This window comes from Patescibacteria group bacterium (assembly GCA_041661625.1).
In the GTDB taxonomy this organism is placed as follows: domain Bacteria; phylum Patescibacteriota; class Patescibacteriia; order JAHIZJ01; family JAHIZJ01; genus JBAZUB01.
Genome location: JBAZUB010000002.1, coordinates 152,208 through 175,342, shown reverse-complemented (window position 1 = coordinate 175,342; position 23,135 = coordinate 152,208). Strand labels below are relative to the sequence as shown.

Annotated in this window: 23 protein-coding genes; 9 read left to right on the top strand and 14 right to left on the bottom strand. The window is 49.0% G+C overall.

Going from position 1 to position 23,135, the window contains the following annotated elements; translation table 11 throughout:
• Positions 1-225 precede the first annotated feature (225 nt).
• The 6 genes from WC734_04310 to WC734_04285 all read left to right on the top strand — a co-directional run bounded on the left by WC734_04310 (position 226) and on the right by WC734_04285 (position 9,157).
• Positions 226-1,962: a ribonuclease J gene (locus WC734_04310; GenBank protein MFA6198344.1), complete on the top strand. Its 1,737-nt coding sequence runs from the start codon at positions 226-228 to the stop codon at positions 1,960-1,962.
• A gap of 244 nt (positions 1,963-2,206) precedes the next feature.
• On the top strand, positions 2,207-6,556 hold the full coding sequence (locus WC734_04305) for an FG-GAP-like repeat-containing protein (GenBank protein MFA6198343.1): 4,350 nt from the start codon (positions 2,207-2,209) through the stop codon (positions 6,554-6,556).
• Between the two features lie 111 nt (positions 6,557-6,667).
• Positions 6,668-6,829, top strand: coding sequence for a hypothetical protein (locus tag WC734_04300; protein ID MFA6198342.1), 162 nt, complete (start codon positions 6,668-6,670; stop codon positions 6,827-6,829).
• A 143-nt stretch (positions 6,830-6,972) separates the two neighbouring features.
• Positions 6,973-8,220 (top strand): tryptophan--tRNA ligase, encoded by a 1,248-nt coding sequence (gene trpS / locus WC734_04295; protein ID MFA6198341.1) that lies wholly within the window; start codon positions 6,973-6,975, stop codon positions 8,218-8,220.
• A 204-nt stretch (positions 8,221-8,424) separates the two neighbouring features.
• Positions 8,425-8,691, top strand: a complete 267-nt coding sequence (locus WC734_04290; GenBank protein MFA6198340.1) for a hypothetical protein — start codon at positions 8,425-8,427, stop codon at positions 8,689-8,691.
• Between the two features lie 190 nt (positions 8,692-8,881).
• The gene (locus WC734_04285; protein MFA6198339.1) at positions 8,882-9,157 is read left to right on the top strand and encodes a hypothetical protein; all 276 of its coding nucleotides are present in this window, start codon (positions 8,882-8,884) and stop codon (positions 9,155-9,157) included.
• A gap of 78 nt (positions 9,158-9,235) precedes the next feature.
• Here WC734_04285 and murI read toward each other — a convergent pair whose 3' ends face one another.
• Genes murI through WC734_04265 form a run of 4 tightly spaced genes read right to left on the bottom strand, consistent with a single transcriptional unit; the run spans position 9,236 to position 13,425 of the window.
• On the bottom strand, positions 9,236-10,021 hold the full coding sequence (gene murI, locus WC734_04280; GenBank protein MFA6198338.1) for a glutamate racemase: 786 nt from the start codon (positions 10,019-10,021) through the stop codon (positions 9,236-9,238).
• Positions 10,022-10,027: 6 nt separating this feature from the next.
• Positions 10,028-11,455, bottom strand: coding sequence for a phosphomannomutase/phosphoglucomutase (locus WC734_04275; protein MFA6198337.1), 1,428 nt, complete (start codon positions 11,453-11,455; stop codon positions 10,028-10,030).
• A 44-nt stretch (positions 11,456-11,499) separates the two neighbouring features.
• Complete coding sequence (locus WC734_04270; GenBank protein MFA6198336.1) at positions 11,500-12,666, bottom strand: polymer-forming cytoskeletal protein; 1,167 nt, start codon at positions 12,664-12,666, stop codon at positions 11,500-11,502.
• Positions 12,667-12,717: 51 nt separating this feature from the next.
• Positions 12,718-13,425 (bottom strand): class I SAM-dependent methyltransferase, encoded by a 708-nt coding sequence (locus tag WC734_04265; protein ID MFA6198335.1) that lies wholly within the window; start codon positions 13,423-13,425, stop codon positions 12,718-12,720.
• Between WC734_04265 and WC734_04260 the strand changes: the two genes are divergently transcribed.
• Positions 13,417-15,030 carry a tRNA uridine(34) 5-carboxymethylaminomethyl modification radical SAM/GNAT enzyme Elp3 gene (locus WC734_04260; protein ID MFA6198334.1) on the top strand — a complete coding sequence of 538 codons (1,614 nt, stop codon included), beginning with the start codon at positions 13,417-13,419 and terminating at the stop codon, positions 15,028-15,030. The two genes, WC734_04265 and WC734_04260, sit on opposite strands and share 9 nt — an antisense overlap.
• Before the next feature lie 150 nt (positions 15,031-15,180).
• Here the strand turns inward: WC734_04260 and WC734_04255 are convergent, their stop codons facing one another.
• Genes WC734_04255 through WC734_04240 form a run of 4 tightly spaced genes read right to left on the bottom strand, consistent with a single transcriptional unit; the run spans position 15,181 to position 17,235 of the window.
• On the bottom strand, positions 15,181-15,846 hold the full coding sequence (locus WC734_04255; protein MFA6198333.1) for an HAD family phosphatase: 666 nt from the start codon (positions 15,844-15,846) through the stop codon (positions 15,181-15,183).
• An 18-nt stretch (positions 15,847-15,864) separates the two neighbouring features.
• On the bottom strand, positions 15,865-16,230 hold the full coding sequence (locus tag WC734_04250; GenBank protein MFA6198332.1) for a hypothetical protein: 366 nt from the start codon (positions 16,228-16,230) through the stop codon (positions 15,865-15,867).
• Between the two features lie 9 nt (positions 16,231-16,239).
• Positions 16,240-16,770 (bottom strand): NUDIX hydrolase, encoded by a 531-nt coding sequence (locus WC734_04245; protein ID MFA6198331.1) that lies wholly within the window; start codon positions 16,768-16,770, stop codon positions 16,240-16,242.
• Positions 16,771-16,782: 12 nt separating this feature from the next.
• On the bottom strand, positions 16,783-17,235 hold the full coding sequence (locus WC734_04240; GenBank protein MFA6198330.1) for a nucleoside 2-deoxyribosyltransferase: 453 nt from the start codon (positions 17,233-17,235) through the stop codon (positions 16,783-16,785).
• A gap of 61 nt (positions 17,236-17,296) precedes the next feature.
• On the opposite strand from WC734_04240, the gene WC734_04235 reads away from it, so the two are divergent.
• Positions 17,297-17,797: a hypothetical protein gene (locus WC734_04235; GenBank protein MFA6198329.1), complete on the top strand. Its 501-nt coding sequence runs from the start codon at positions 17,297-17,299 to the stop codon at positions 17,795-17,797.
• A 2-nt stretch (positions 17,798-17,799) separates the two neighbouring features.
• Positions 17,800-19,095, top strand: coding sequence for a nickel-dependent hydrogenase large subunit (locus WC734_04230; GenBank protein MFA6198328.1), 1,296 nt, complete (start codon positions 17,800-17,802; stop codon positions 19,093-19,095).
• Between the two features lie 17 nt (positions 19,096-19,112).
• On the opposite strand, the gene WC734_04225 is transcribed toward WC734_04230, so the two are convergent.
• From WC734_04225 to WC734_04200, 6 genes are all read right to left on the bottom strand, one after another.
• Positions 19,113-19,550: a hypothetical protein gene (locus WC734_04225; protein ID MFA6198327.1), complete on the bottom strand. Its 438-nt coding sequence runs from the start codon at positions 19,548-19,550 to the stop codon at positions 19,113-19,115.
• A gap of 93 nt (positions 19,551-19,643) precedes the next feature.
• Positions 19,644-20,030: a hypothetical protein gene (locus WC734_04220; protein MFA6198326.1), complete on the bottom strand. Its 387-nt coding sequence runs from the start codon at positions 20,028-20,030 to the stop codon at positions 19,644-19,646.
• Between the two features lie 208 nt (positions 20,031-20,238).
• On the bottom strand, positions 20,239-21,018 hold the full coding sequence (locus tag WC734_04215) for a DUF6390 family protein (protein MFA6198325.1): 780 nt from the start codon (positions 21,016-21,018) through the stop codon (positions 20,239-20,241).
• 69 nt (positions 21,019-21,087) lie between these two features.
• On the bottom strand, positions 21,088-22,005 hold the full coding sequence (locus WC734_04210) for a DMT family transporter (GenBank protein ID MFA6198324.1): 918 nt from the start codon (positions 22,003-22,005) through the stop codon (positions 21,088-21,090).
• Positions 22,006-22,027: 22 nt separating this feature from the next.
• Positions 22,028-22,519, bottom strand: coding sequence for an NUDIX domain-containing protein (locus tag WC734_04205; protein ID MFA6198323.1), 492 nt, complete (start codon positions 22,517-22,519; stop codon positions 22,028-22,030).
• A 9-nt stretch (positions 22,520-22,528) separates the two neighbouring features.
• Positions 22,529-23,086: a DNA-3-methyladenine glycosylase I gene (locus tag WC734_04200; GenBank protein ID MFA6198322.1), complete on the bottom strand. Its 558-nt coding sequence runs from the start codon at positions 23,084-23,086 to the stop codon at positions 22,529-22,531.
• Between the last annotated feature and the right edge of the window lie 49 nt (positions 23,087-23,135).

Sequence of the window (23,135 nt, the reverse complement as noted above, 5' to 3'; positions counted from 1 at the left end):
GGCTTCGGCATGCGGGGAGCCGTGTGACCGCAAGGTCATGGGAGTTCAAGTCTCCCCCGCGGCACATAGATATTATTCGTAAGTTTTGGCCTCTGGGTAGTGGCTAGATTAATATATTTCGCACCCTGAATCGAATCATTGCAAATTCGATAACGCTGGTTTGTCAATGAACTATTGTGTCCATATCATTAATAATCAGCACTAACACGCATTAAATCAACTATTATGATGATGAGTTCAAAGAAACAAAAACCAATCGCTCGAAAACGAACGCCTAATATAGTCCCGCCCACCGATATGAGTGATAAACTGAAGATTATTCCATTAGGTGGCATGGAGGAAGTCGGCCGGAATATGACTTTGCTCGAATACAAGAATGATATTATCTTGATCGACATGGGTCTGCAATTCCCCGAAGAGGATATGCCCGGTATTGATTATATTATCCCCAACATTAGTTATCTCAAAGGTCGGGAAAAGTACATTAAGGGAGTAATCATCACCCATGGCCACTACGACCATATCGGTGCCATTCCACATTTGATTCCGGCCCTCGGTCGGCCACCGATTTTCGGCAGCGCCTTAACCCTGGGCATTATAGCCAAACGCCAGGATGACTACAAAACGGGCGGCAAGCTGGATCTGCGAGCGATCAACAATACATCCCGACTTCGACTGGGCCTGTTTGACGTTGAGTTTTTCGGCGTCAGTCATAATATCCCAGGCTCGATGGGCATTATTATCCGGACGCCGGTCGGCATTGTGGTTCACACGGGCGACTTCAAAATTGACCTTCAGCCTTCGGGCGATACGCCGACTGATATTGCCAAGATAGCGGGCCTGCATGATCAAAATGTTCTGGCAATGATGTCCGACAGTACCAACGCTACCCAGCCGGGACATCAGTTCAGCGAATCAGAAATCAAGGGCAACATGGAAGATATTTTTCGAACCGCTCCCGGTCGGATGATTATCGGCACGTTTGCCTCGCTGTTGGGACGAGTTCAGCAGATTGTCCAGCTGGCAGAAAAATATAACCGCAAAGTAATTCTGGACGGATTCAGTATGCGCACCAACGTGGAAATCGCCCAACAACTGGGTTACATGCACATCAAACCCGACACACTGATTACCTATGATGACATGAAGCGATATCCGTCACAGCGTCTGGTAATAGTCTGTACCGGTGCCCAGGGCGAGGATCGAGCCGTGTTAATGCGGCTGGCTAATCGTGAACACAGGTTTACCACCATTGAAAAAGGCGACACCGTAATATTTTCCTCGTCGGTCATTCCCGGCAATGAACGCTCGGTCACGCGCCTGGTTGACACGCTATACCGTGAGGGTGCCGAAGTCATCAATTATAAAATGATGGATATTCATTCCGGTGGCCACGCCAAACAAGAAGACCTGAAGTTGATGCTGCGTCTGGTTAATCCCAAGTACTTAATCCCCATTGAAGGCAACCATTCATTCCTTCACGCCCACGCTAAGGTCGCCATATCGGCTGGATTTGATCCAAAGAACATATTCATCGCCGATAATGGACAAGTGCTCGAATTCACCAAGCAAGGCGGGCGGATGACCAGCAAGAAAGTGCCGTCCGACTATGTGATGGTGGACGGATTGGGAGTTGGAGATGTTTCGGAAGTGGTCTTACGCGACCGGCAACAGCTGGCTGCCGACGGCATGGTGATTATAATAGCTACGATCCATGGTAAAACCGGCCACCTAGTCGGCCAGCCGGACATTATCTCCCGCGGCTTTGTCTATATGAAGTCGCAGCAGCAATTGATAGATCAGACGCTCCAGCGGGTGAAAAAAATCCTGATTGACCATGAACCCAAAGCTTCGCTTAACGATACCTACATTCGCAATAAGTTGCGGGATGATATCGGCCAGTTCCTATTCCAAAAAACAGAACGGCGGCCAATGATTCTGCCAGTCGTGATTGAAGTATAGTATTACAAACAAGCGTGACGCAAAACGGGCCTTAAGGTCCGTTTTGATTTATCAACACCCTATTTGACTATTTACTGAAAAAGGTGTATAATACTATTGCTGCCTGAGATCGGGCTGAAACAAATCACACGGAGGAATGGGAAATCAACAAAAATACCACCCGTCAGTCGATAATCTCGCCTAACATAGCCACACTTTTGTGGTCTTTTTATATATCAGTAGTTAAATACATTAACCAGAAAAAATGAAACACACATTATTCGCTAAGCTAGGGACAATGCTTCTCTCTGTAGCCGTTTTTGCGGTAGGAATCATTGCCTTTAACCAGCCGGTACTAGCTAATGATCATGCCACGCATATTGCTACCACAAATGACGCGATCATTACTGAAATTTCGGCAGTAACACCCAGCAGCACTACACCATCGACAACAACTACATATACAATCACGTTTACCACAGCCGCCGAGATTCATGGATCGTTAATGTTCGGCTCCCGGTCAATCGGCTGCCCAAACAACACCAATTGGTTGAATTGTCGGATTAATTTAGCCGGTGCCACACTTCAAAGCTTTAAAAATGACGCGCTCGAGAATATGCCGGGCGATCTTAGTGCATGGGATGAAGGATTCGCCATTAACGTTCCAGCCGGACTGGTCGCTGACACTTACACAGTAGTACTGGCTAATGTCGGTAACCCTGCCGTACCAGCTGCCGCTTATCGCTTATCCGGTCGCGGCGCTCAAGGTGAAATGGGAGAAAATCCCCCCTCAACACCCTCCGATCCGTTCTATTTTATCACTCCCGCCGTTAAAGGAACCTTGAAACTGCCCGATGGCACCACCCCGGTTCAGAATGCCGGCGTCAACTTTCACACCCAAAACTACTCGTTCCAAACCAACTCCAGCACCGACGACTGGGGATTCTACGCAGTTAGTTCAACCGGGGTTAGCAATGGAACTTATATGATCGATTTCTGGGTTTCGAACATCGATGGCTATATCGCCCCCAGTTCGGCTGAAATCGCATATGCCGGATCCACAGTGACGCACAATGCCCAATTGGTCGTCGCCAGCAAGATGCTGACCGGCACCGCCAGGTATACCGATGGTTCAATAGTGACAACGGGCGGCGAAGTATTCTTGAACAAACGCGGCGGCGGTAACGGTAAAAACGCTACTCTCGGAGTGGGCGGAACTTACAGCATTTCTCTTGATGGTGGAGAATGGGACGTATCGCTCAATGCCGGCTGGGGACAAAACGGCCCCCGACTAGTCGATTGGGCTCAGCCACAAATGCAGAGCGTATCATTCAGCAATGATAGCGTAGTTGAAAATAAAGTAGTTAATTTTTCACTCGTAAAAACAAACGCTCAAGTCAAGGGTCGCATATTGAAACCCAACGGGCAGCCAATGTCCAACGGCTCAATCGAATTGCGCCAGGGCCAGGGCCAGGGCATGAGCTCGGGCATGAATCAAGAGGGCCGATTCACGATCAATGTCTCCGATGGAACATACAAGCTGAATGTATGGTTCGATCAGAATAACCCTGATTACGCCATGCTGTACTATCCCGAAGCAACCGTCACGGTAAACGCGAATCAAATCCTGGATGTGGGTGATATCTATCTTAGCCAAAAAAATGCTAGCCTGACCGGCACGGTTACATTAGTAAACGGCAACCCAGCATCGGGCGTTAGCATTAACTGCTGGCAGCAGGGTTCGTTCGGATGGGGACGCGGTACCAGTAACGCCGCCGGTGTTTTCGTGGTTGGTGTTACTCCCGGATCCTGGCAATGCGACCTCGACCGCGGTGGTAATTCCACTTATATCATGGCTGAAAATCGACCCCCGACGCAGTATGAGGTCAGCGCCAATCAGACAATAACCGGCGTTAACTTTGTCGTTAAACAAGCCGATGCCAGATTGAATGTCCGCCTGGTTGATCGAAACGGTAACGCCCTCACCAATATGAACGGTTACGCCTATGCCCAAGAAAAGGGCGTCGAGATGATGCCGGGTAATCAGTACGGTACGGGCGTCAATCGCGGTATCGCCGCCATCGCTTTGGTCGGCGGTAAGACTTATCGGGTCGGCTTCAACGCGCCACAAGATCAAAGCGACTACCTGCTCGATAGCGAAGTAGAGGTTACGATCGGCCAGGGAGAAGAAAAAGCTGTTACGCTCACTTTGGTTGAGCCGGATGCCCGAATTACCGGCTGGGTGCAAGATCAAAACGGTCAAGTCGTCACCAATGCCGATATCGAAGTAAACGTCGGCACGGATGGCGGTGGCATGTGGAGCAACACCCGACTCAATCCGAATGGTTCGTACACTTTGCGCGTCAAGGGCGGCAAAACGTATATGATAAATTTCTTCTTCCGAAACCGAGGCGATTTCGTTCAGACCAACTCTCAAGACGCTCCGTTTGATGTGCCGACTGGAGCCACGATCACTAAGATATTGACCGCGTATCGTGCCGACAGTAAAGTAGTGGCGCAGGTACTGGATCCTAATGGTAATCCAATTCCATTCGGCTATGTCTGGTGTTCAAATAGAATGTACATGGAAGATAAGATGAAGGGTGACTTTGCGGGCGGTAAAACCATCGAGGCGGGCAACGAGGTTCGCAATGGCGCGGCACAGGTGGCTTTGATCGCCGGTAAATATCAATGCGGCACCGGCACTCTTCCGGGACAGAATCTCTATATGCCACCCGAGTCGGTTGAGGTGGAAGTTTCTCCGAGCGCTCCGGCTAGCATTACCCTGCAATACCGCCAAGCCGACGCGTATGTCACTGGCACGGTAACATTGGATAATGGCTCATCGCCTCGCATGGGCTGGTGCCATGCTTTCGAAGCGTCAAAAGCGTCATCCAACCAGAAGGGCGCGGGCGGTTTCTCGGGCGGCCAAGTAAACGACGGTGGCTTTTCGATCCCACTGACACTGGGCACCTGGTACATTGGCTGCGACTCTCAGTCATCGAGCGGCTTCTATCGCTCCGATGAAAAAATCGTATCAATCACCAGTAAGGGCACTCAAACGCAAAACTTCACCCTTAGCAAACAAGCTTGGGATCTACCGAAGGGCTTAACCGAAGTGTTCGATTCAACCACCCAGAAGAGCGTCACGCTCCCCGATGGCACTACCCTGACTATTCCAGCCAATTCGCTGGCTACGAGCGGAAACGTGACGTTCATCGCCAGTCCGAATATCAATCTCTTCTACACACCCGACACCAAACCGGTAAATTTCGCCTGGGACTTTTCGGTCATGGATTCGAACAATGCCTTGATTCAAAGTTTCAACAGCAATGTCACCATCTGTATTCCCTACGACGATTCACAGTTGCGCGACCAAGGTATCGATGAGGCTGACGTAGTAGCTAAATACTACAACACGACTTCGGGAGTTTGGCAACTTCCGGACGGTGTTACCCAGGATACGGCCGCAAACACAGTTTGCTTCTCGGTTAGTCACTTCACCAACTTTGCCCTGGCTTCGGGTACCAACGGCGGCAGCGGACAAGTAGCCGACTACAACATCATAGCGGCCCCGTTATCAAAAGGTGGCCCCCAAATCGTGGTCAGCGACGAAACGGGTAAAGTTGTCAGTAAGTTCTTCGCCTACGCCCAAAGTCTGCGCGTCAGCCTGCAGGCCGTGACCGGCGATGTCGACGGCGATGGCCAGACAGAGATTGTGGTGGCCGCAGGCACTGGCGCCGGCCCACAGGTCCGTATCTTCACCATGTCCGGTCAGCTGAAGAAGCAGTTCTTCGCCTACGACCAGCGTTATAGATTCGGCGTCAATCTGAATGTAGCCGATGTCACCGGCGATGGTGTGGCTGAAATAATCACCTCACTGATGGCCGGCGGAAAACCGGAAATCGCTATCTACAACGGAACGGGTAAAACGTTAAAGCGGTTTTACGCTTACGCCCAATCATTCCTCGGTGGTGTCAACGTTGTCACTGGCGATGTGAATGGCGACGGTAGCGATGAAATCATAACCGTGCCCGCCAGCAAGGGTGGGCCGGAGATCGCCGTATACAACGGCTCCGGTAAGACCTTAAAACGATTCATGGCTTATGATAAAAGAATCCGCGGTGGCTATAACATTGAAACCGGCGACATTAACGGCGATGGAAAAGCCGAGATCGTAATCGCGCAGCCGGCTGGCGGTACCACCGAGATTGCCGCATTTACCGGCACAGGCAGTACGGTAAAAAGATTCTATGCCTACGCCCGTAACTTCAAGGGCGGCGTGAATATCAGCGTTGGCGACACCAATGGCGATGGCAGCGATGAAATCGTCACCGCGCCAGCCAGTATGGGTGGACCCGAGGTAGCCGTGTATAGTGGCACCGGGAAAACCTTAAAACGATTCATGGCTTATGCCAAGACTCTCCGTGGTGGATATAGCGTATTCGCGGCGGACATCAATGGCGACGGCTTAGCCGAGATTGTCACCGCCCCCGGTGCTGGTATGGGTCCGCAGGTGCGCACTTTCAATCAAGCCGGCACGGCTCTGAAGAGTTTCTTCCCGCTCGCGCAGTCGTTCCGCGGTGGTCTCTGGATCGCTCCGGGACTTCAATAAGGAAAATAAAAAGTTAAACCAACCCAGCACCGTAATGGTGCTGGGTTGGTTATAGTGTCATTGGCTCAATTAATCCGATCTGTTATTTTTGGCACAAGGGAGGATACCGACATGTATTTGAAACCCGCCCGCCATCGTCTGCCTTCCACTTCGCTAACCGCCGCCATCTACACCACTGCTATGCTGGTTATGCTGGCCGGCCTTGTCTACTACTGTGGGCACCAGCTCTTCACCACCCTAGCCAACTGGCGCTTCCCTTGTCTCCCCCGCTGACGAGGGATTTTCTTTTGCGCCCTCATGTATACATGTTTAAACATTTCGACGCGTTATTTCCATAGATATACCCGCCTTAGCGTTGGAGGTATCCCTTGTTTAGTATTTTTAATTTTGAACGATTTCTGCTATAATTGCCTCATATGAATACGAAACTACGAGTATTTTCAGGCATCCAGCCCAGTGGCCAGCTGCATATCGGTAATTACTTGGGAGCCATTAAACAATGGATTCCTTTACAATCTACCAATGACTGTCTATTCTGCGTGGTTGATTATCACGCCATCACGGTCAAATACGATCCTAAGGATATGCGGAACCGGACTCTCAATGCCGCCCTCGATTATCTAGCTGCGGGTTTGGATCCGAAGCGAGCGACTTTGTTTGTTCAATCACACGTGCCCGAACATACCGAGCTGGCGTGGCTGTTGAATACAATTACGCCCGTAGGGGAATTGCGTAGAATGACACAATGGAAAGAAAAAAGTGGCATAAAAGATATTCGTTTTTATAATCCATCGCCTGATAAAAAACTGCATTCTAGCGCAAACTTTCAAATACAACTCAAAGGTTTTAGAAACACCGTATATAACAAATACACAAGCTACTTATTAATGAATCTAAACAAGAGCCTTGGTAAAGAAAATGATAATAAGGAATATAATAAGATTTGGGAGACAGAAACTGGTAACTTATTGCGCTCTAAAGAGTTTACTGAGATAAAGAACAATATAGTTCGAGAATATGAAGAAGAAACTCTTAATAAAGCTGACGCCGGACTATTAAACTACCCAGTACTCATGGCCGCCGACATTCTGCTTTATCACACCAACATTGTCCCGGTGGGTGAAGACCAACAGCAGCACGTTGAGCTGGCCAGAGTTATTGCCAGAAAATTCAACCATCAGTTTGGCCAGACATTCATTGAACCAACCAGTCAGCTGTCCGAATCCAAACGTATCATGTCGCTGGCCGACCCATCGAAGAAGATGAGCAAGTCACTGGGGCCGAAACATTTTATCGCGCTGACCGACTCACCCGCCATCATCCGCGAAAAAGTCAGCAAGGCTGTGACTGATACGGGATCAAACGAAGGTGAATTAAGCCCCGGCATTAAGAACCTATTTTTATTACTAAAAGAGTTTGGAACCACTGAAGAGTATCGGAAGTTCGACGCCGCTTATCGCGATAAATCTATCCGCTATTCCGATTTAAAATCGACTCTGGCCGAAGCCATCATCCGCACGCTCAAACCGTTTCAGGCTAAGCGTGCGGCATTGGCTAAGAGCCCTAAAAAGATCTGGCAGATCCTCGATGACGGCGCCAAGCGAGCCCGCCCGATTGCCCAAAAGACTCTACGCGATGTGAAGGTAAAAATGGGTTTAGTATAGTAATATATTCAAGCGCGTTAGAACCGTTCCCCTCCTTACCAAGGAGGGAGTTGAGCTTGCCTGCCGGAGTCATACGTAGGCAGGGGTGGTTGAGGGGGCATTTGACGTACCACATCATCGGGATATAATTAATTAGTCTGCTTACCACACCGAAAGTCGGTGACTCGGGCTGATATACGCAGACCCAATGGGAGGATCGGGACTATGTGCATGGACCGGGACGCGGTCGCCCGGCTTCGTCAAGCGGGTGATGATGAGGGCAAGATCTCCGGAGTTCAAGGCGAAGGCCGGTGCGGTGGTGGGAGCGAGATCACCGTAGGCGCCAGACGTCGCGGTGTCACGACTGGCCACCTATACCAGGGTGGTGACACGACCCCTCGACAACGCGTGGTGCCTATCACGGATCGAGTGACGAACCGTCGCGTTGACGAAGGCGACTGCGGTATGGCACGCGGCGGCAATGAGGGTTGAGGGTACTTCTATCCGATGCCCTGCAGCCAATCAACAGGCGGATCAGGACAACGTTCCCGAACCGCCTCTTTCTATTTGGGTAATTGAAGCGCTCTTGAGCAAGTTTGCATAAATTATCCTATTGTCCTAAGATAATTATCGGTTAACTCACGGGCCCCAGTCCTTCGGAAGCGTGAAGCTGGGAGGTTATATGAAGCGGTATATCGATCCGGTATCCAACTGTGTCCTGGGGGTAGGCGCCCCACTACTGATCTCCGGCGGAGTAATGGTAACCAGGTTGCTGGTGAAAATGGGCGGCTTCTGGTCGATCATCGGCGCGCTGACCACCCTGGTAGGCTGTCTGTTTCTGCTAGTGATATTTATCATACTGATGCACGATACCGTGTTACCGGGTATCAGACGAATGCGATCCAAAGAACCCAGAGCACCTGATTCCGCCCCGTGGACCAGACGGAACACGCCCTAGACCAAACCGCCCTTGCACATGCGAGGGCATTCTTTTTGCTTCATTACTTGTGAAGCAGCGTCGGAAATCTCATCGTGCCTAATCCGATAAGCATGTTTTCTGCGCCATAACCCTTTTACCCAATAACTTACTAGCGATAACGGAAAATGGCTCTGCTTCGCCCGTTACTAAATATCTAGCCTCTCCATTGCCGCTGAACTCTTGTGTCTGGCCAGTCTGATTTAATACTCTAACTAAATGCCGCGCCACGGCCGCGCCGGAATCGAGCACTCGCACACCCGGAAGTAATTCTTCAACTACCGGCCTAAGCCAGGGAAAGTGCGTGCTACCCAAGGCTATCGCGTCAGCATTAAATTCTATGATTTTTTCGACCACGGGTCGAATCGCTGAATACGCCGCGGGCGTGGTTATTTGCCCCGCTTCCACCAGGCGCACCAAATCCGGGCAGGCAATTTCCAATACCGACAAATGGGGGGCAAACTTTTGCTTGAGATCATGATAGATCGGCGAGGATAATGTCCGTTGTGTCGCCACTACGGCTACCCGATTGTTTCTAGTCTGTTCGGCCAATGTTTTCAAAACCGGAACAACACCGATTATCGGAGTATCGGAATATATTCGTCGTAATTCTTCTATGGCCACCGCCGTAGCCGTGTTACAGGCGATGACCACAACCGCGGGCCGATAAGACATCAGGTGCTTTATCGCCCTTAGCACTAATTCCTTTACTTCCAATTCCAATCGATCACCATACGGAACATGCGCGGTATCGCCAAAATAAACCACGTCCATGCCTGACTCAAGATTTCGAATCTCTCGCAGTATCGACAGCCCCCCGATGCCGGAGTCAAATACGCCAATCATGTGTGATTAGCTTAGCGCTTCTAGATTGACGCTGATCTTTGATGTCCAATCAATTTCGTCAAATCCATGCAAGAGCTTGCTTAGATAAGCACGTAGTTTAGCAAACTGTTCGGTTTGGTTGGCTTCATATTTGATGGTCAGATACGGGCCGTTTTGCGAGTAACGAATCACCAGCATGCTATCGGGCAGGTCTAGACGAACGCCATCACCCGCCCGTTCGTCATCAATCACTTCGGCGTCCGGATAATCCTGGCGCAGTATCAAACCAATTTTCCCCATTAGGGCCACTTTTTTATCATCGGCGCAGAATAGTTTGATCTCCGGGCTGGATTGATATATCGGCAGAGAAGCCAGGGCTTGCGATAAACTCTGATTGGTCTGATCCAAATAATGCAACAAACGCATGCTGGAATAGAGGCCATCATCATGATTGTAGAAATCAGCCGAGAAAAAGAAGTGTCCGGACAATTCGCCGATAAAGGCCGCTTTTACTTCCTGGTTCTTTTTCTTTAAAAACGAATGTCCCGTGCGCCACATAAATGGTTGGCCTCCGTATTTAGCTATGGTTTGCGGTACTACTTTCGAGCATAGCGTATTGAACATTATTATAGCGCCGGGGTGCGCCTTCAAAACATCAATAGCAAACAACGCCACCAAAACATCGTTCCAGATAATGGTTCCTTTATCGTCGATGATGCCAATTCGGTCCCCATCGGGGTCGTAGGTAAACCCGACATCAGCTCCAGCTTTGAGCACGCCTTCTCTCAGCCGTTCTGCCACGGCTCGCTCGGTCGGGTCGGGCGTACCAAGCGGAAACGATGGGTCAATGTTTGTATTCTGTTCGATCACGTCGCAACCGGCTTGTCGAAAGAGATCCGGCGCAATGATGCCGGCTGTGGAACAGCTCGAGTCGATCACGATTTTAAACTTTCGACGTAGCGGCAAGCGCCTAATAATGTCTTCGTTATATGCCTGGCTGATGTCCTGCTTAACCGACTGACCAGGAGTCTGGCCCGGTTCATAATCCTCCTTTTCGACCATGCGTCGTATTTCATTCATGCCGTCTGAAACCAGTGTTTCCGATAAACCAATGGCTAATTTGAAACCATTATACTGAGCCGGATTGTGCGAAGCGGTGACCATCGCCCCGCCGGGCCGATTCAAATAATGCTGTGCCCAATAAAAGGTACCAACCAAGTTCATGCTAATGTCAACTACGTCGATTCCCGCCCAAACATAACCCCTGATTAATGCTTCGGAATAAGCTTCGCTGGTAGCCCGGCAATCTCGCGCTACCACTGCCCGAGTAATGCCTTTACGTTTCATGTAGGTGCCGTGCGCTTTACCGATATGTTCCACAATTTCTGGAGTCAGGTCCGTATCTACCACGCCGCGTAGATCGTAGGCTCGAAACATCTCTGGATTGATTTTCATATTTCGTGATTTACTCTTAAATAATGTTTTAACTTTGATGCCAACTAAGGTTTTGGTACTGCGATCTGGCTCTCTTTCATCGACGCTATCTTTCGCAATACAATCCCGCCCAAAAACCAGATCGTACCCAGCAAACTGACCAGCCAACCGATTAACGGCAGCCATGTGGCCATGGTGAATATTGCCAGGCCGACCACCAGCCAGATCGCAGGAGATAATGGCCGGGCTGGTAGTATTAGTTTAAACAAGTATTGCCCAATAGCCAGACCGACAAATACCGGTGCGGTATATAGAAAGACTAGATACAAACCGATAACTATTAAAGCCAGCGGAATGCCAACCACGGTGATAAAAAGTATTGCCAATAATATCGGCATACCAATGAATATCACCACCCCCCAGCCGATTTTGACCATTGGTTTGGTTAACATAGCATCGTATATATGACCGCAACCGCGTGGGAATAGCGCCAAGGTTGCGAACCCGACCAAAAGCAATGCCAGATAATTGAATATGGTTACCAGCGGTGTGCTGACTTTCAATATGTCCTTGAAACTCGTCACCGGATCAGTGGTCTTGTGGTAACTTACTGAACCGCTTACCCGCGCCGGATCAACTGTAACGGTGGCATTGCTGCCGTATCTCAGATTGCCCTTTATGCTCGCTTCAGGCGCGACTGTGAGATCGCCGTTGGAAATAGTAATATTGACATCGCGCTCTACCTGCCCGCCAATGTTAGCCGAAAATGACTGTCCGGTTACGTTACCCGTTACCACCCCAGCTATATTGACTGCGCCAGCCGCATAGGCCAAACTTTGGCCAATCTGACCATTGCTGGTCACCTCCAGGTTGTTAGCCGCTACGGTTACATTTTTAGCTACCGAGCCTCGTATCGTAATATCACCTGACGCAACCCGCACACTGCCACCAATAGTACCATTGACCATCACGGAATTAGCCAGGGCGATTAAATCACCCTTGATATCACCGTTCACGATGATCTGACCGCCGGTTAGTAACGCGTCACCATTAATAGTCCCATCAATCGTGATCGTATCGCCAAATTTAACATAATTATCATCAATCACTTGATCCTGCGCAATCACCGAAGAAACTGTTTCAGCGTGTAACGATAGCGGGATTGTTAGCGCCAGACATAGGGCAGCAATCCAGATTGGCAAGCGTTTTTTTCTCATAAGTTTGTTATTCATATGGAGACTTAATAATGGGCTGGCGTCCTAAAGTCAGCCTTGATTAACATTTTATATTCTTTGGGCAATTGCCACTATGTTATCTGATTGTTTGGCGGCGGGAGCTGCCGTACCGCGACTGGACCAAGCGTGCTCGATTCGAAAACCGTTACGTTGCAATAAACTTTTTAGTTCGTGTTCAGTAAAAGCATGATAATATTGCTCAACACCTGAGCTGCGCCAGGGTACCAATATGTCATTGCGATCATACGGGCTCATGCCGAAAAAGTGTTTCCAGTTGTTGCGCCGGATTCTCCCTATGTGCGGCTGTCGCCAAAGATTCCAGACATTAATCAGTAACCAACCGCCGGGCTTAAGAACATCGTACATGTTTGATACCGCCAAGCGCCGCAATTCTTTGGAAGGAATATGATGCAATACCGCGACACAGAAAACGCAATCAAATGTCTGCTTGGGAAATGGTATATTAAGAATGTCCCCTTGGGCGAAATGATACTGCGGAAAGAGACGCTGTCCCTGCTCCAATATCCGAGAGCTGACATCCAATCCGGTGTAGTCCACCTTTACACCTTCGAATATCTTCGTTAATCTTCCATTACCGCATCCGATGTCCAATACCTTGTCGCCCGATTTGACCCGGGTCAGAAAATCGTGGAACTCGGGCCAGATATTACTCCGGCTGGCCGAATAATCCTGAGCGATCAGCTGGTAATCGCTGCGGACCTTACGAAGTACTGTTTGAGCAAAAGCATGTCGCATATTGAGCTACAATCTATCGTCAAGGAATTGGCTGGTCAATCGATCACGACCGTTGATGAATTGACCGATTTTAAACGCCGAATCGCACGTCAATACCGGATCGGTATCTTATCTAATAATACACTTTTACGGGCATATCGGCAATGGTTAACCAGGCCAAATCGGGTCATGAATTCGAACTTGCTAGACTTATTACGCCGGCGTAAAATCCGAACGCTATCTGGTGTAGCGGTGGTTACGGTATTAACAAAACCACACAGCTGTCCCGGTGCTTGCGTCTATTGCCCCACCGAGGCTAGAATGCCCAAAAGCTATCTCGCTTCCGAACCGGCCGCCCAGCGTGCGCTGGGTTATAAATTCGATCCTTACCGCCAAGTAGCCGGCCGGATTGCCATGCTGCAGACCAATGGCCACCCGACCGATAAAATTGAACTAATCGTGCTTGGCGGCACTTGGTCGGCTTACCCAAAACGTTACCAAACCTGGTTTATCAAACGGTGTTTTGATGCGGCCAATGGACGTACGGCTTCAACGTTGTCTTTGGCGCAAAAATGGAACGAGCGTACGTCAAACCGCGTCATCGGGCTGACCCTAGAAACCCGCCCGGACTGGGTTACGCCAGTGGAAGTAAGACGATTGCGCGATCTCGGCGTTACCCGTGTTCAGCTGGGCGTCCAATCGACTCACAACGATGTACTGAAATTAATTCGCCGTGGACACACCATCGAAGACGTGATGACGGCTACCAGACTGCTCAAAGATGCCGGGTTCAAAATTAATTATCACCTGATGCCGGGTTTGCCTGGCAGTAATTTCAAAAAAGACATCGAGGATTTTGACACCGTTTTTGGCCACCCGGGCTTGAAACCCGATTTCATCAAACTTTATCCCACCCTGGTAATAAAATCATCCGCGCTGTACCAATGGTGGAAATCCGGTAAGTACAAACCTTATACAGCCGCGCAATTGCTCAAGCTAATCCCCGAACTGAAGAAACGTGTTCCGCGCTGGGTGCGCATTGAACGCCTGGTGCGCGATATTCCCGGTAACGAAATCGAGGCTGGCAGCTTGGCTACCAACTTGCGACAAATGCTACAGGAGCGTGGCGTCGTTTGCCAGTGCATCCGATGCCGCGAAGCGCGTAATAGTGTGGTTAGGGCTCATCAAGTAAAACTTTGGACCGAAGAATATCAAACCAATGGTGGGCGTGAGCTGTTTATTACTTTTGAAGATAAAACCAGAGCCAAGCTCTATGCGTTTTGCCGATTGCGCTTACCCAATACCTCCGTGGGCGAGGTTGGCCCCGCCTGCGACAAAGCTTCGGCGGGCAGGCAGCCTCGCCTCCGAAAATTATTTCCCTCACTCAAAGGCGCCGCCCTCATTCGCGAACTCCACACCTATGGTCAGCTTATACCGCTGAAAGGCAAAGGTACCGCCGTACAACACCTTGGATTTGGCAGACGACTAATGCTTGAGGCGGAACGTGTGGCCAAACTTAACGGATATAATAAACTAGCCGTCATCTCCGGTATCGGGGTACGGGCTTATTACCGTAAATTGGGTTACCGGATGGAAGATACCTATATGATAAAACTGCTTAGTTGATACCCACCAGTCTTAAACCTTCTGAAAATCCGCCCATTGAGAAAACTTGTGGCGCCCAGTACCAGTTTCGGTGCTGGGCTGCCCATGTTTTCGACAGGGCGGCCTTTCTTTTCTGTCACTTATCTTTCGAAAAGAAAAGTGACAAAAAGTTTACTTATTTTGAAGTTTTTGTAACGTATCGATACTAATGTTTATCAACGCATCAACTACACCGTCCGCCTTTGCATAGTCTTGTGGCGGTATATTGGAATTACGCACAGCGACGCAATAACACCCGGCCGACTTAGCCGATTCAATACCGGATTGAGAGTCTTCAATCACCACACAATCTGACGCCGGTAACTGTAAGTATTTTAGAGCATTCAAATATGGCTCGGGATCCGGCTTGCCTTTGGTAACCTCGTCACCGCCAATAATGTCATCAAAGTATTGTTTTATCTGCCACTTTTCCAGAACGGACAGAACATATGGCTCTTTTCCCGATGAAACAACCACCAGTCGCAAACTTGCCGCCTTTAGACGTTCCAGTAACTCCAGGGTTCCGGGTAACAATGTCTGACCCGATTCGCGCAAGGCCTCAAACACCGTTCGACGTGCATCCTCTAAAACAGACCGAGGAGCAGAGACACCTAAATCGTGGCGAATAAATTCGAAAGCATCCCGGGTACGCCGTCCGACTATATTATGAAGCTTGGAAGGCTCTAAATCGGCCAGCTGAACATTGTACGGCTTCAACGCCGCATCCATCGCCTGACGGTGCCATGGCCAGGTATTGACCAACGTGTCGTCGAGATCGAAGATGATAGCTTTAATCATGTTTCCACGCATTCGAAATTAACCACCCACAAAAAATAACATGATGGATAATAATAAAATAGCAGTTGATAATATTGTCATAGTCACAACAAGAGTCTTTTTTGTCGATACAAACATTCCAATAAAACCAAGCACCCCAGCGATAAATAACATAACATAGTTCAATATAAAAAATATATTGAATAGCTTCTCGGGGCACCTTCCTGAGACATCAAACATCGATCCGCATCCATTGCTCATTTCAAACCAAACCCGAATTATGAACGAAATTAGCCCAATTCCGAAGGCGACTAGTGAGAGTGTGGCGATATAGTCACCCGCCCGCAATTTGGGCGGTTTGGGCACTTGATTAATAGGCTTTAAGGTTGCGGTAGGTTTGTTCATTGTATATATTTACTGTTTCAAATACTTCTTATACAAATACACCGCCGTAATCGTCGGGCTGTCTTTGATTTTTCCGCGCTGAATCATTTTTTCAAGCTGTACTAGAGTAAAACCCTTCATTCTCGTGATGTCGGTGTCGGTGAAGTCTGAGACTCTACGGCATTCATCTGCCAGATAAACGTTAAATCCTTGATTGCAGAAACCCACCGCTAACCACAAATGGGCCAAATGGATAAACTTACCCGGCTTGAAGCCGGTTTCTTCCAACAATTCACGTCGCGCACCGGCTCGATGCGTCTCATTTGGCTCCCAATCGCCTTCGGGAAATTCCCATGACTCAGTTTGGACAGGGTAGCGAAATATATTTACCAAATATAGCTTCTGCTGATAAACCGGGATTATTAAAACAAAATCGCGTTTCACTACGACTCCATAAATGCCCTTTTTCCCATCGGGCCGGATCACGTCATCATGTCGAATGGTCATCCAGGGATTTTTATATGCTACCCGCGATTTGATTGTCTTCCAGGGATTCTTCATACTTAGAATGTATTATCTTTTGGCTATAGGAAAACTGCGTTTTACGAATTGATCAATAATAGCGGGTAGATCGTTCTTGCGCCAATATTTTTTCACAACCACCGAAGGATTGCCGGCTACCATTGGCGTCAGCCGTTTTCCGGGCCGACTGCGATAGAGACATAGAATTGGTATTTTCCGACTTTGAGCCAGACCAATCTCGAAACCAACTCCAATACTGGGCGTGCTTATTTCAGCTACTAAAACCGAAGCCGAGGTCAACCAGGCTTTGTCGCGCCGATAAATTTGCCGATCGGTGATTCCGCTTTCACCCCATTGCGGCAGATCGGCACGGCCAATATGCACGGTCAGCACTTGACCATATTTTTGAAGTATTTCAATTATGCTTTTTTGATAAGGCTGATCCCGCCGCCCGCTTCTGATCGACCCGGCAAAATATATCTTCATAATGGCAGTATACCACATTAGCGTCTAATTCAGAATGACAAAATGGGACAATTATCTTTAAATATGATAAAATATCTTTATGGCAAGCACACCCACACCAACTAAAAAACTCCGCATCGGCTGGTTTTCGTTCAGCTGCTGTGAAGACAGCACGATTGTCTTTACCGAATTGATGAACGATCATTGGGAAACTTGGAAAAAAGTACTCGATATCCGACATGCCCGCGTTTTACAAAGTCATAACGTCCTCGATGAGCTGGATGTGGCCTTTATTGAGGGTGCTTTAACATCCGACGAGCACGTGGCCAAAGTCAAAGAGATCCGAGCGAAATCAAAGAAAGTGGTGGTGATTGGCGCCTGTGCCTGCATCGGCCTGCCTTCATCACAGCGCAATGATTTTGACGAATTACGTAAAGCTGAAATCCAGCCCATCTTGGATAAGTTCAAATACCTGCCCAAGGTATTGAAGATCGCCGACGTGGTTACCGTCGATGCTTCCGTGCCTGGTTGTCCGATGGTCGAAAAAACGTTCTTGGCTGTGCTTGACGCGGCTTTGAAAGAATTTAATATAACCGTTTAGTTATGCACCTGGTTGATTTCAATCTCAAAACCGAAATAACCAAAGTCGAGGGTTCGGCCACGCTGGACGTTAAAGTCGCCAATGGCAAAGTTGAGCACTGTCGCTTTAGTATTACCGAGTTCAAGCGTTTTTATACCCAGGCTCTCCGTGGTAAACCATATCGAACCATCCCCACGCTGCTGGCTCGTATTTGCGGTACCTGCTCTAACGCACACCTGCTCTGTAGTATTGAGGCCTGCGAAAAAGCTCTAGGTATCGTACCATCCCCCCAATCTCAGATTATGAAAAATCTGTCGATGTATGGATTGAATATCCGGGACCATGCTTTGCACCTGTATCTATTCGCTTTACCGGATATGCATGGCAAAGATTCATTCTTTGAGTTTGACGAAAATATACCGGAAGAGCATCAGATTCTGCACGACGCGTTTGAAATCAAGGCAGCCGGTAACTATTTATCGATAATTATTGCCGGTCGTAGTGTGCACGGTATTAACCCGACCATCGGCGGCTTCCTGAACGTACCCAAGCCGGAAGAGATTGCGGCCGCGATTGAGAAGCTCAGCGCCGCTCGTCCAGCTGTATTGCGCACGATCAAAATATTTTTGGACAGCCCATTCAAGTTTGATCGCAAAACTGACTTCATGGCACTAGTGGCCAATCCATTTAGCTTCTTGGAGGGAGAAATTGTTTGTGATGATGGCCAGATCATTTCGGAAGATAAATTCCGTAGCCACCTAGAACACGTGGTGTTGCCCTATTCCCACGCCTCTGGCTACACGTATAAAGGCAAGACATATTTGGTCGGCTCATTGGCTCGATTGAACCTTTCCAGAGAGACATTGCATCCCGATACCAAACGCGACGCGGCCGAAGCGTTGAAACGTTTCCCGTCTACTAATGTATTTGACAACAACGTCGCCCAAGCGATTGAAATATTGCACTGCATCGACCATGGCATAGAATTATTGCGCTCACATAAGTTTGTCAAAGAAGCACCGGCTGTCCCGGTCCGAACATCGGGTGTGGGCGTCGGTGTGATTGAAGCCCCGCGCGGTACCCTGTACCACAAAGTCGCCATCGCGGCTGACGGCAAAGTGACCGAAGGCGAGATTGTAGTACCGACCGGCCAAAATCAAATTAACATCGAGCAAGACCTGGCTCGCCGCGTCGAGGAGTTGTTGCCATCCGACCCCAGCCTGGAAACAATCCAACTGGAATTAGAAAAACTGATTCGCGCTTACGATCCATGTATGAGCTGTGCGTCACACTTCTTGAAACTGCGGATAAATAAATAGAAAGGACAGCGTTGTAATTACGCTGCCCGCTGAGCCATCACGGCCGCATACACCACCATTGGTGTTTCATCCAACTCGACCACCTGGTCAAGTATGCCATCGCCGACCGTCCATTCACCCGCCATCGCGTCGATCCGAGTAATACCGCACTTGTGGTGACCGGCGCCTGGTTGGCGTACGCGCAGCTCGATTATGCCGCGCAGCGTATACCTGATGAACAGCATCAGAATCGCTTGCTTCATACCGGTGTAACTCAGATTCCGGTTGGCGTCGTGGATGTTGTGGTAGCGGTAGAGTGCGCGACCGACCTGGGTAATCACCAGATGTGAAGGTGATTGACCTTCGATTCTCCGAAACACGAATCCCAACACGAATTCCTGATCCTGCTCTCCGCGCAGCAATACCTTCATCGTGCCTCGGAAATGCCGATTTCCGTAAGCTTCTGTATGGATCATCAAACGAAAGAACATGGCTGCCTCCTTCTAACCGCGTAGGCCAAGACTCCTCCTATGTATAGAGTACCATTCATTCACTATGCGATCAATTACTTATTTACCCAGCAGTGTCCTGATAGCTTCAATCAGCTGAGTAAGAACGTCATCTTCCGGAGCGCCTGATGGTACGCCAAATATCGTCAGTTTGGGCAGCTGGCCGACTTTTTGCAACATGCGTAATTGCATACCCAGGTCAAAATCGTGCATGGTAACACTGGGTGTCTTTTGGAATTGATCGAGTGAATTAAACACCGTTACTTTGTCTAAACCCTGGACGGTATCGATGATATATAGTTGCTCGGGCATCACCCATTCATCCAAAGGGTCCTGGACAATAAATTTTATATTGGGGAATTCGCTACTCAAACGCTCCTGCAGCCGTAACGGCAGAGAGTCTTGTGGTAGATCAATGTTACCAAATAACCAAATTTCTTTTGTCATGTTGATAATTATAGCATCATCATAATGAAATTAATACATTCGTTAACAAGCCCACCAACCACCCAGCATCCGCCTCAGGGGTGGTTTAAAAGGAGGGGAACGTTCTTTATCGTCCTGAGCGCAGTCCCGTCACTCGCGAGAGACGGGACGTAGGCGAAGGACGACCGAATATCTCCCCTCCTCTCAGAGGAGGGGGTGGGGGTGGTTACTAAAGCGTCTGATTCGACAGCGCCATATGCTTCAACGTGTAATACAGCAACTGACGCACCTGCGGTTCGTTGATTACCTCGCACATCTTATGCCAATGAAGCGATACCCATTGCCCCGGCACCAACTCATCAAACTCGGGCGCCGCGTCTAATTGACGAGAAGTGGTATATTCGACCGCTGCACCTAATTCTAATAGGTGACCGTTCAATATCAATGGCCGGCGCTTAAGAATTACTTTAGGTCCATCGGTTCGCACTACCTTACCCCAGCTGACCCGGCACGCGTCCATACTTTCTAGATTATGCCAGATCGCGTCGTGTCCGGTGCGCTTGTAGGCGTTGAGGACATGAAACGAATGGTGCATGCGGGCACCTTTGGGCAGCTTGTTTACCAATTGCTCAAATGACTTGGGGTCGTAGCGTTTTTTCAAGCCCAAAGTTTCGGCAAGGTGGCGAAAGAATATCTTGGGTGAGATCGTTTCCAATAAACTATTACCAATCCAATACGCTTCCACCACCCGATCATCAAACGGGTCCGCGATTCGATTGGCCTCGGCAATTTGTTTCAAGTATGGATACAGGGTTTTAAAACCGGTCAGCAATCGTTCCAAGCCAGGATCGCTGGCTCCGGCCTTGATATATGACAAAACTTCCCGATTGGCATCCGGGCCGCACAGATGGAGTTTGTTTGGTCCAAAACCATACCGAGCGCAGCGCGCTACGCCATCAAGAGTAGCGGCGTGCGCATCATTCAACTTCAGTTTAGGTATTACAACCATAACAACGTGCCTCCGAGTCCCGCGCATCGTAGTCCTGTGAAGCCGTAGGCGTAACAGGACGAAATTGCGTCAAGAGTGGCTGGGTTGGGTGCGATCATGTCGGATGTGATTTACAGTTCGATAGCTTAAGAATAACAGAACGCTGCCCACGACAAAGAACATGGCACCATACCATTCGGCACTGGTTAAAGCCTGGCCGGAATACAGCGAGGAGCATAGACTGGTAATGAACGCGGCCGGTACCAGCAAACTAGCCACCAATGTGACCGGAGCTCGCTTTAGAGCGGCCGTCCAAGTAACCACATATCCGAATAATATTAGCCCGGTTAGGGCTGTCCAACCCCATTGCGTCAGTGAATAGTCACCGAGAATATCCAGCTTGCCTTGAAACGCTACCACGCCAAATAGAATCACTGCGCCAATGCCCATCCGAGCCGCCGCCACGGTCCAGCTGGATATGTTTTTCAAAACGTGTTTAATAATCACTGTTTCCACCGCCCACAACAGCGTGGCGATCATGATTAATATCTCGCCACGTCCAAATCTGGTCACCTTACCAATGAAACCGTTACCCACCAGCAACAGTGCCAGCGCCACTCCCTGCAACATACCGATTCGCTCTTTTAACAATGGCACCGCCAACAAAGCGACCCACAAAAATAGTGACTTGTGAATAAACGAGGCTGATACCGCTGTTGTTTGGGCCAAACCGGTGAAAAATAGTATAAATGGAATGCTGCCTCCGACACCGCCGATCAATAATAGCTTGAGCCAGTCGCTGCGTCGTAATTGCTTCAGCTCACGGCGACGAATTACCGCTACCACAACGCTGATACAGAACAAAGCCGCGACACCATTTTTAACCAAGGTATAAACAACTGGATCACCCGAGGAGCTTAGGCCAAATTTGTTTACGAAGTTGGCAACTCCTGAAATAACTGCCGTTCCTAGTGCAAGTACGATTGCTGTTTTGGTGTGAGATTGCATATAGTAGTTTATTTCTTTAAATTTATGATGTAAGTTTGCTAATTAGGAACGATAACTCGGGATGAAACTGCGCGCCGCGATCCGGCATTTTATATATTTCCGACATGGGAAAATACTCCACTTTAGCTACATCGTTTGGATCGGGCGTGAACGGACCGTTATACGTGGCTTTGAATATTGTCAGAAACTTAATTACGCCCGGCAGGGTCGGCGGCAGATATTCCGCGTCAAATACGTGTTCCAGAGGCAGGTCGACGCCAATCTCTTCCATCATTTCCCGCTTGGCGGCCGCCTCGGTCGTTTCGCCGGCTTGAACGTGTCCGCCCACCGTCGTCACCCAATGGTTGGGACAGAATGACACAGTAGAGCTCCGCAACTGCAATGCCATTTCACCGCGATCATTATATAATAATACATGCACAATCCGATGATGTGGTTTCTTTTCATACAACTCTGACTTGGCTATTTGGCCAATTACCTGATTGCGTTCATTAACTACATCAATAAATTCCATGATATCTAATTATATTTTGTGATATCGAAAACAGTCCGTCGTGTGATCGTTGACCATCCCAGCCGCTTGCATAAAAGCGTAACATATCGTTGTGCCGACAAAACTAAATCCACGCTTTTTCAAATCTTGGCTCATCGCGTCTGACTCCGACGAACTGGCCGGGATTTGTTTGGTTGTCTTCCATTCATTGTTGATCATCCGCCCGCCGGTAAATTGCCATATATATTTATCAAAACTGCCATATTCTTTTTGAACCACCAGAAACGCCCGGGCATTGCGCACTGTGCCCTCGATTTTTAGCCGGTTGCGAATAATGCCGGCATCTTGGAGTAAGCGCTTGATGTCCGCGGCTTTAAACAGCGCGACTTTCTGGGGATTGAACTTGGCAAATGCTTTTTCGAAGTTCCGGCGTTTGTGTAATATCGTTCGCCAACTTAAACCGGCTTGAAAACAATCCAGCACCAGATACTCAAACAGCGTCCGATCATCGTGCACCGGCACGCCCCATTCAGCGTCATGGTAAGTAATCATTAATTCATCCGTTCCGGGCCACGCGCATCTTTTCATAATTTATTGTTCTCGTCGCGAGAACTACTTTCATTTTGCATTCTACATT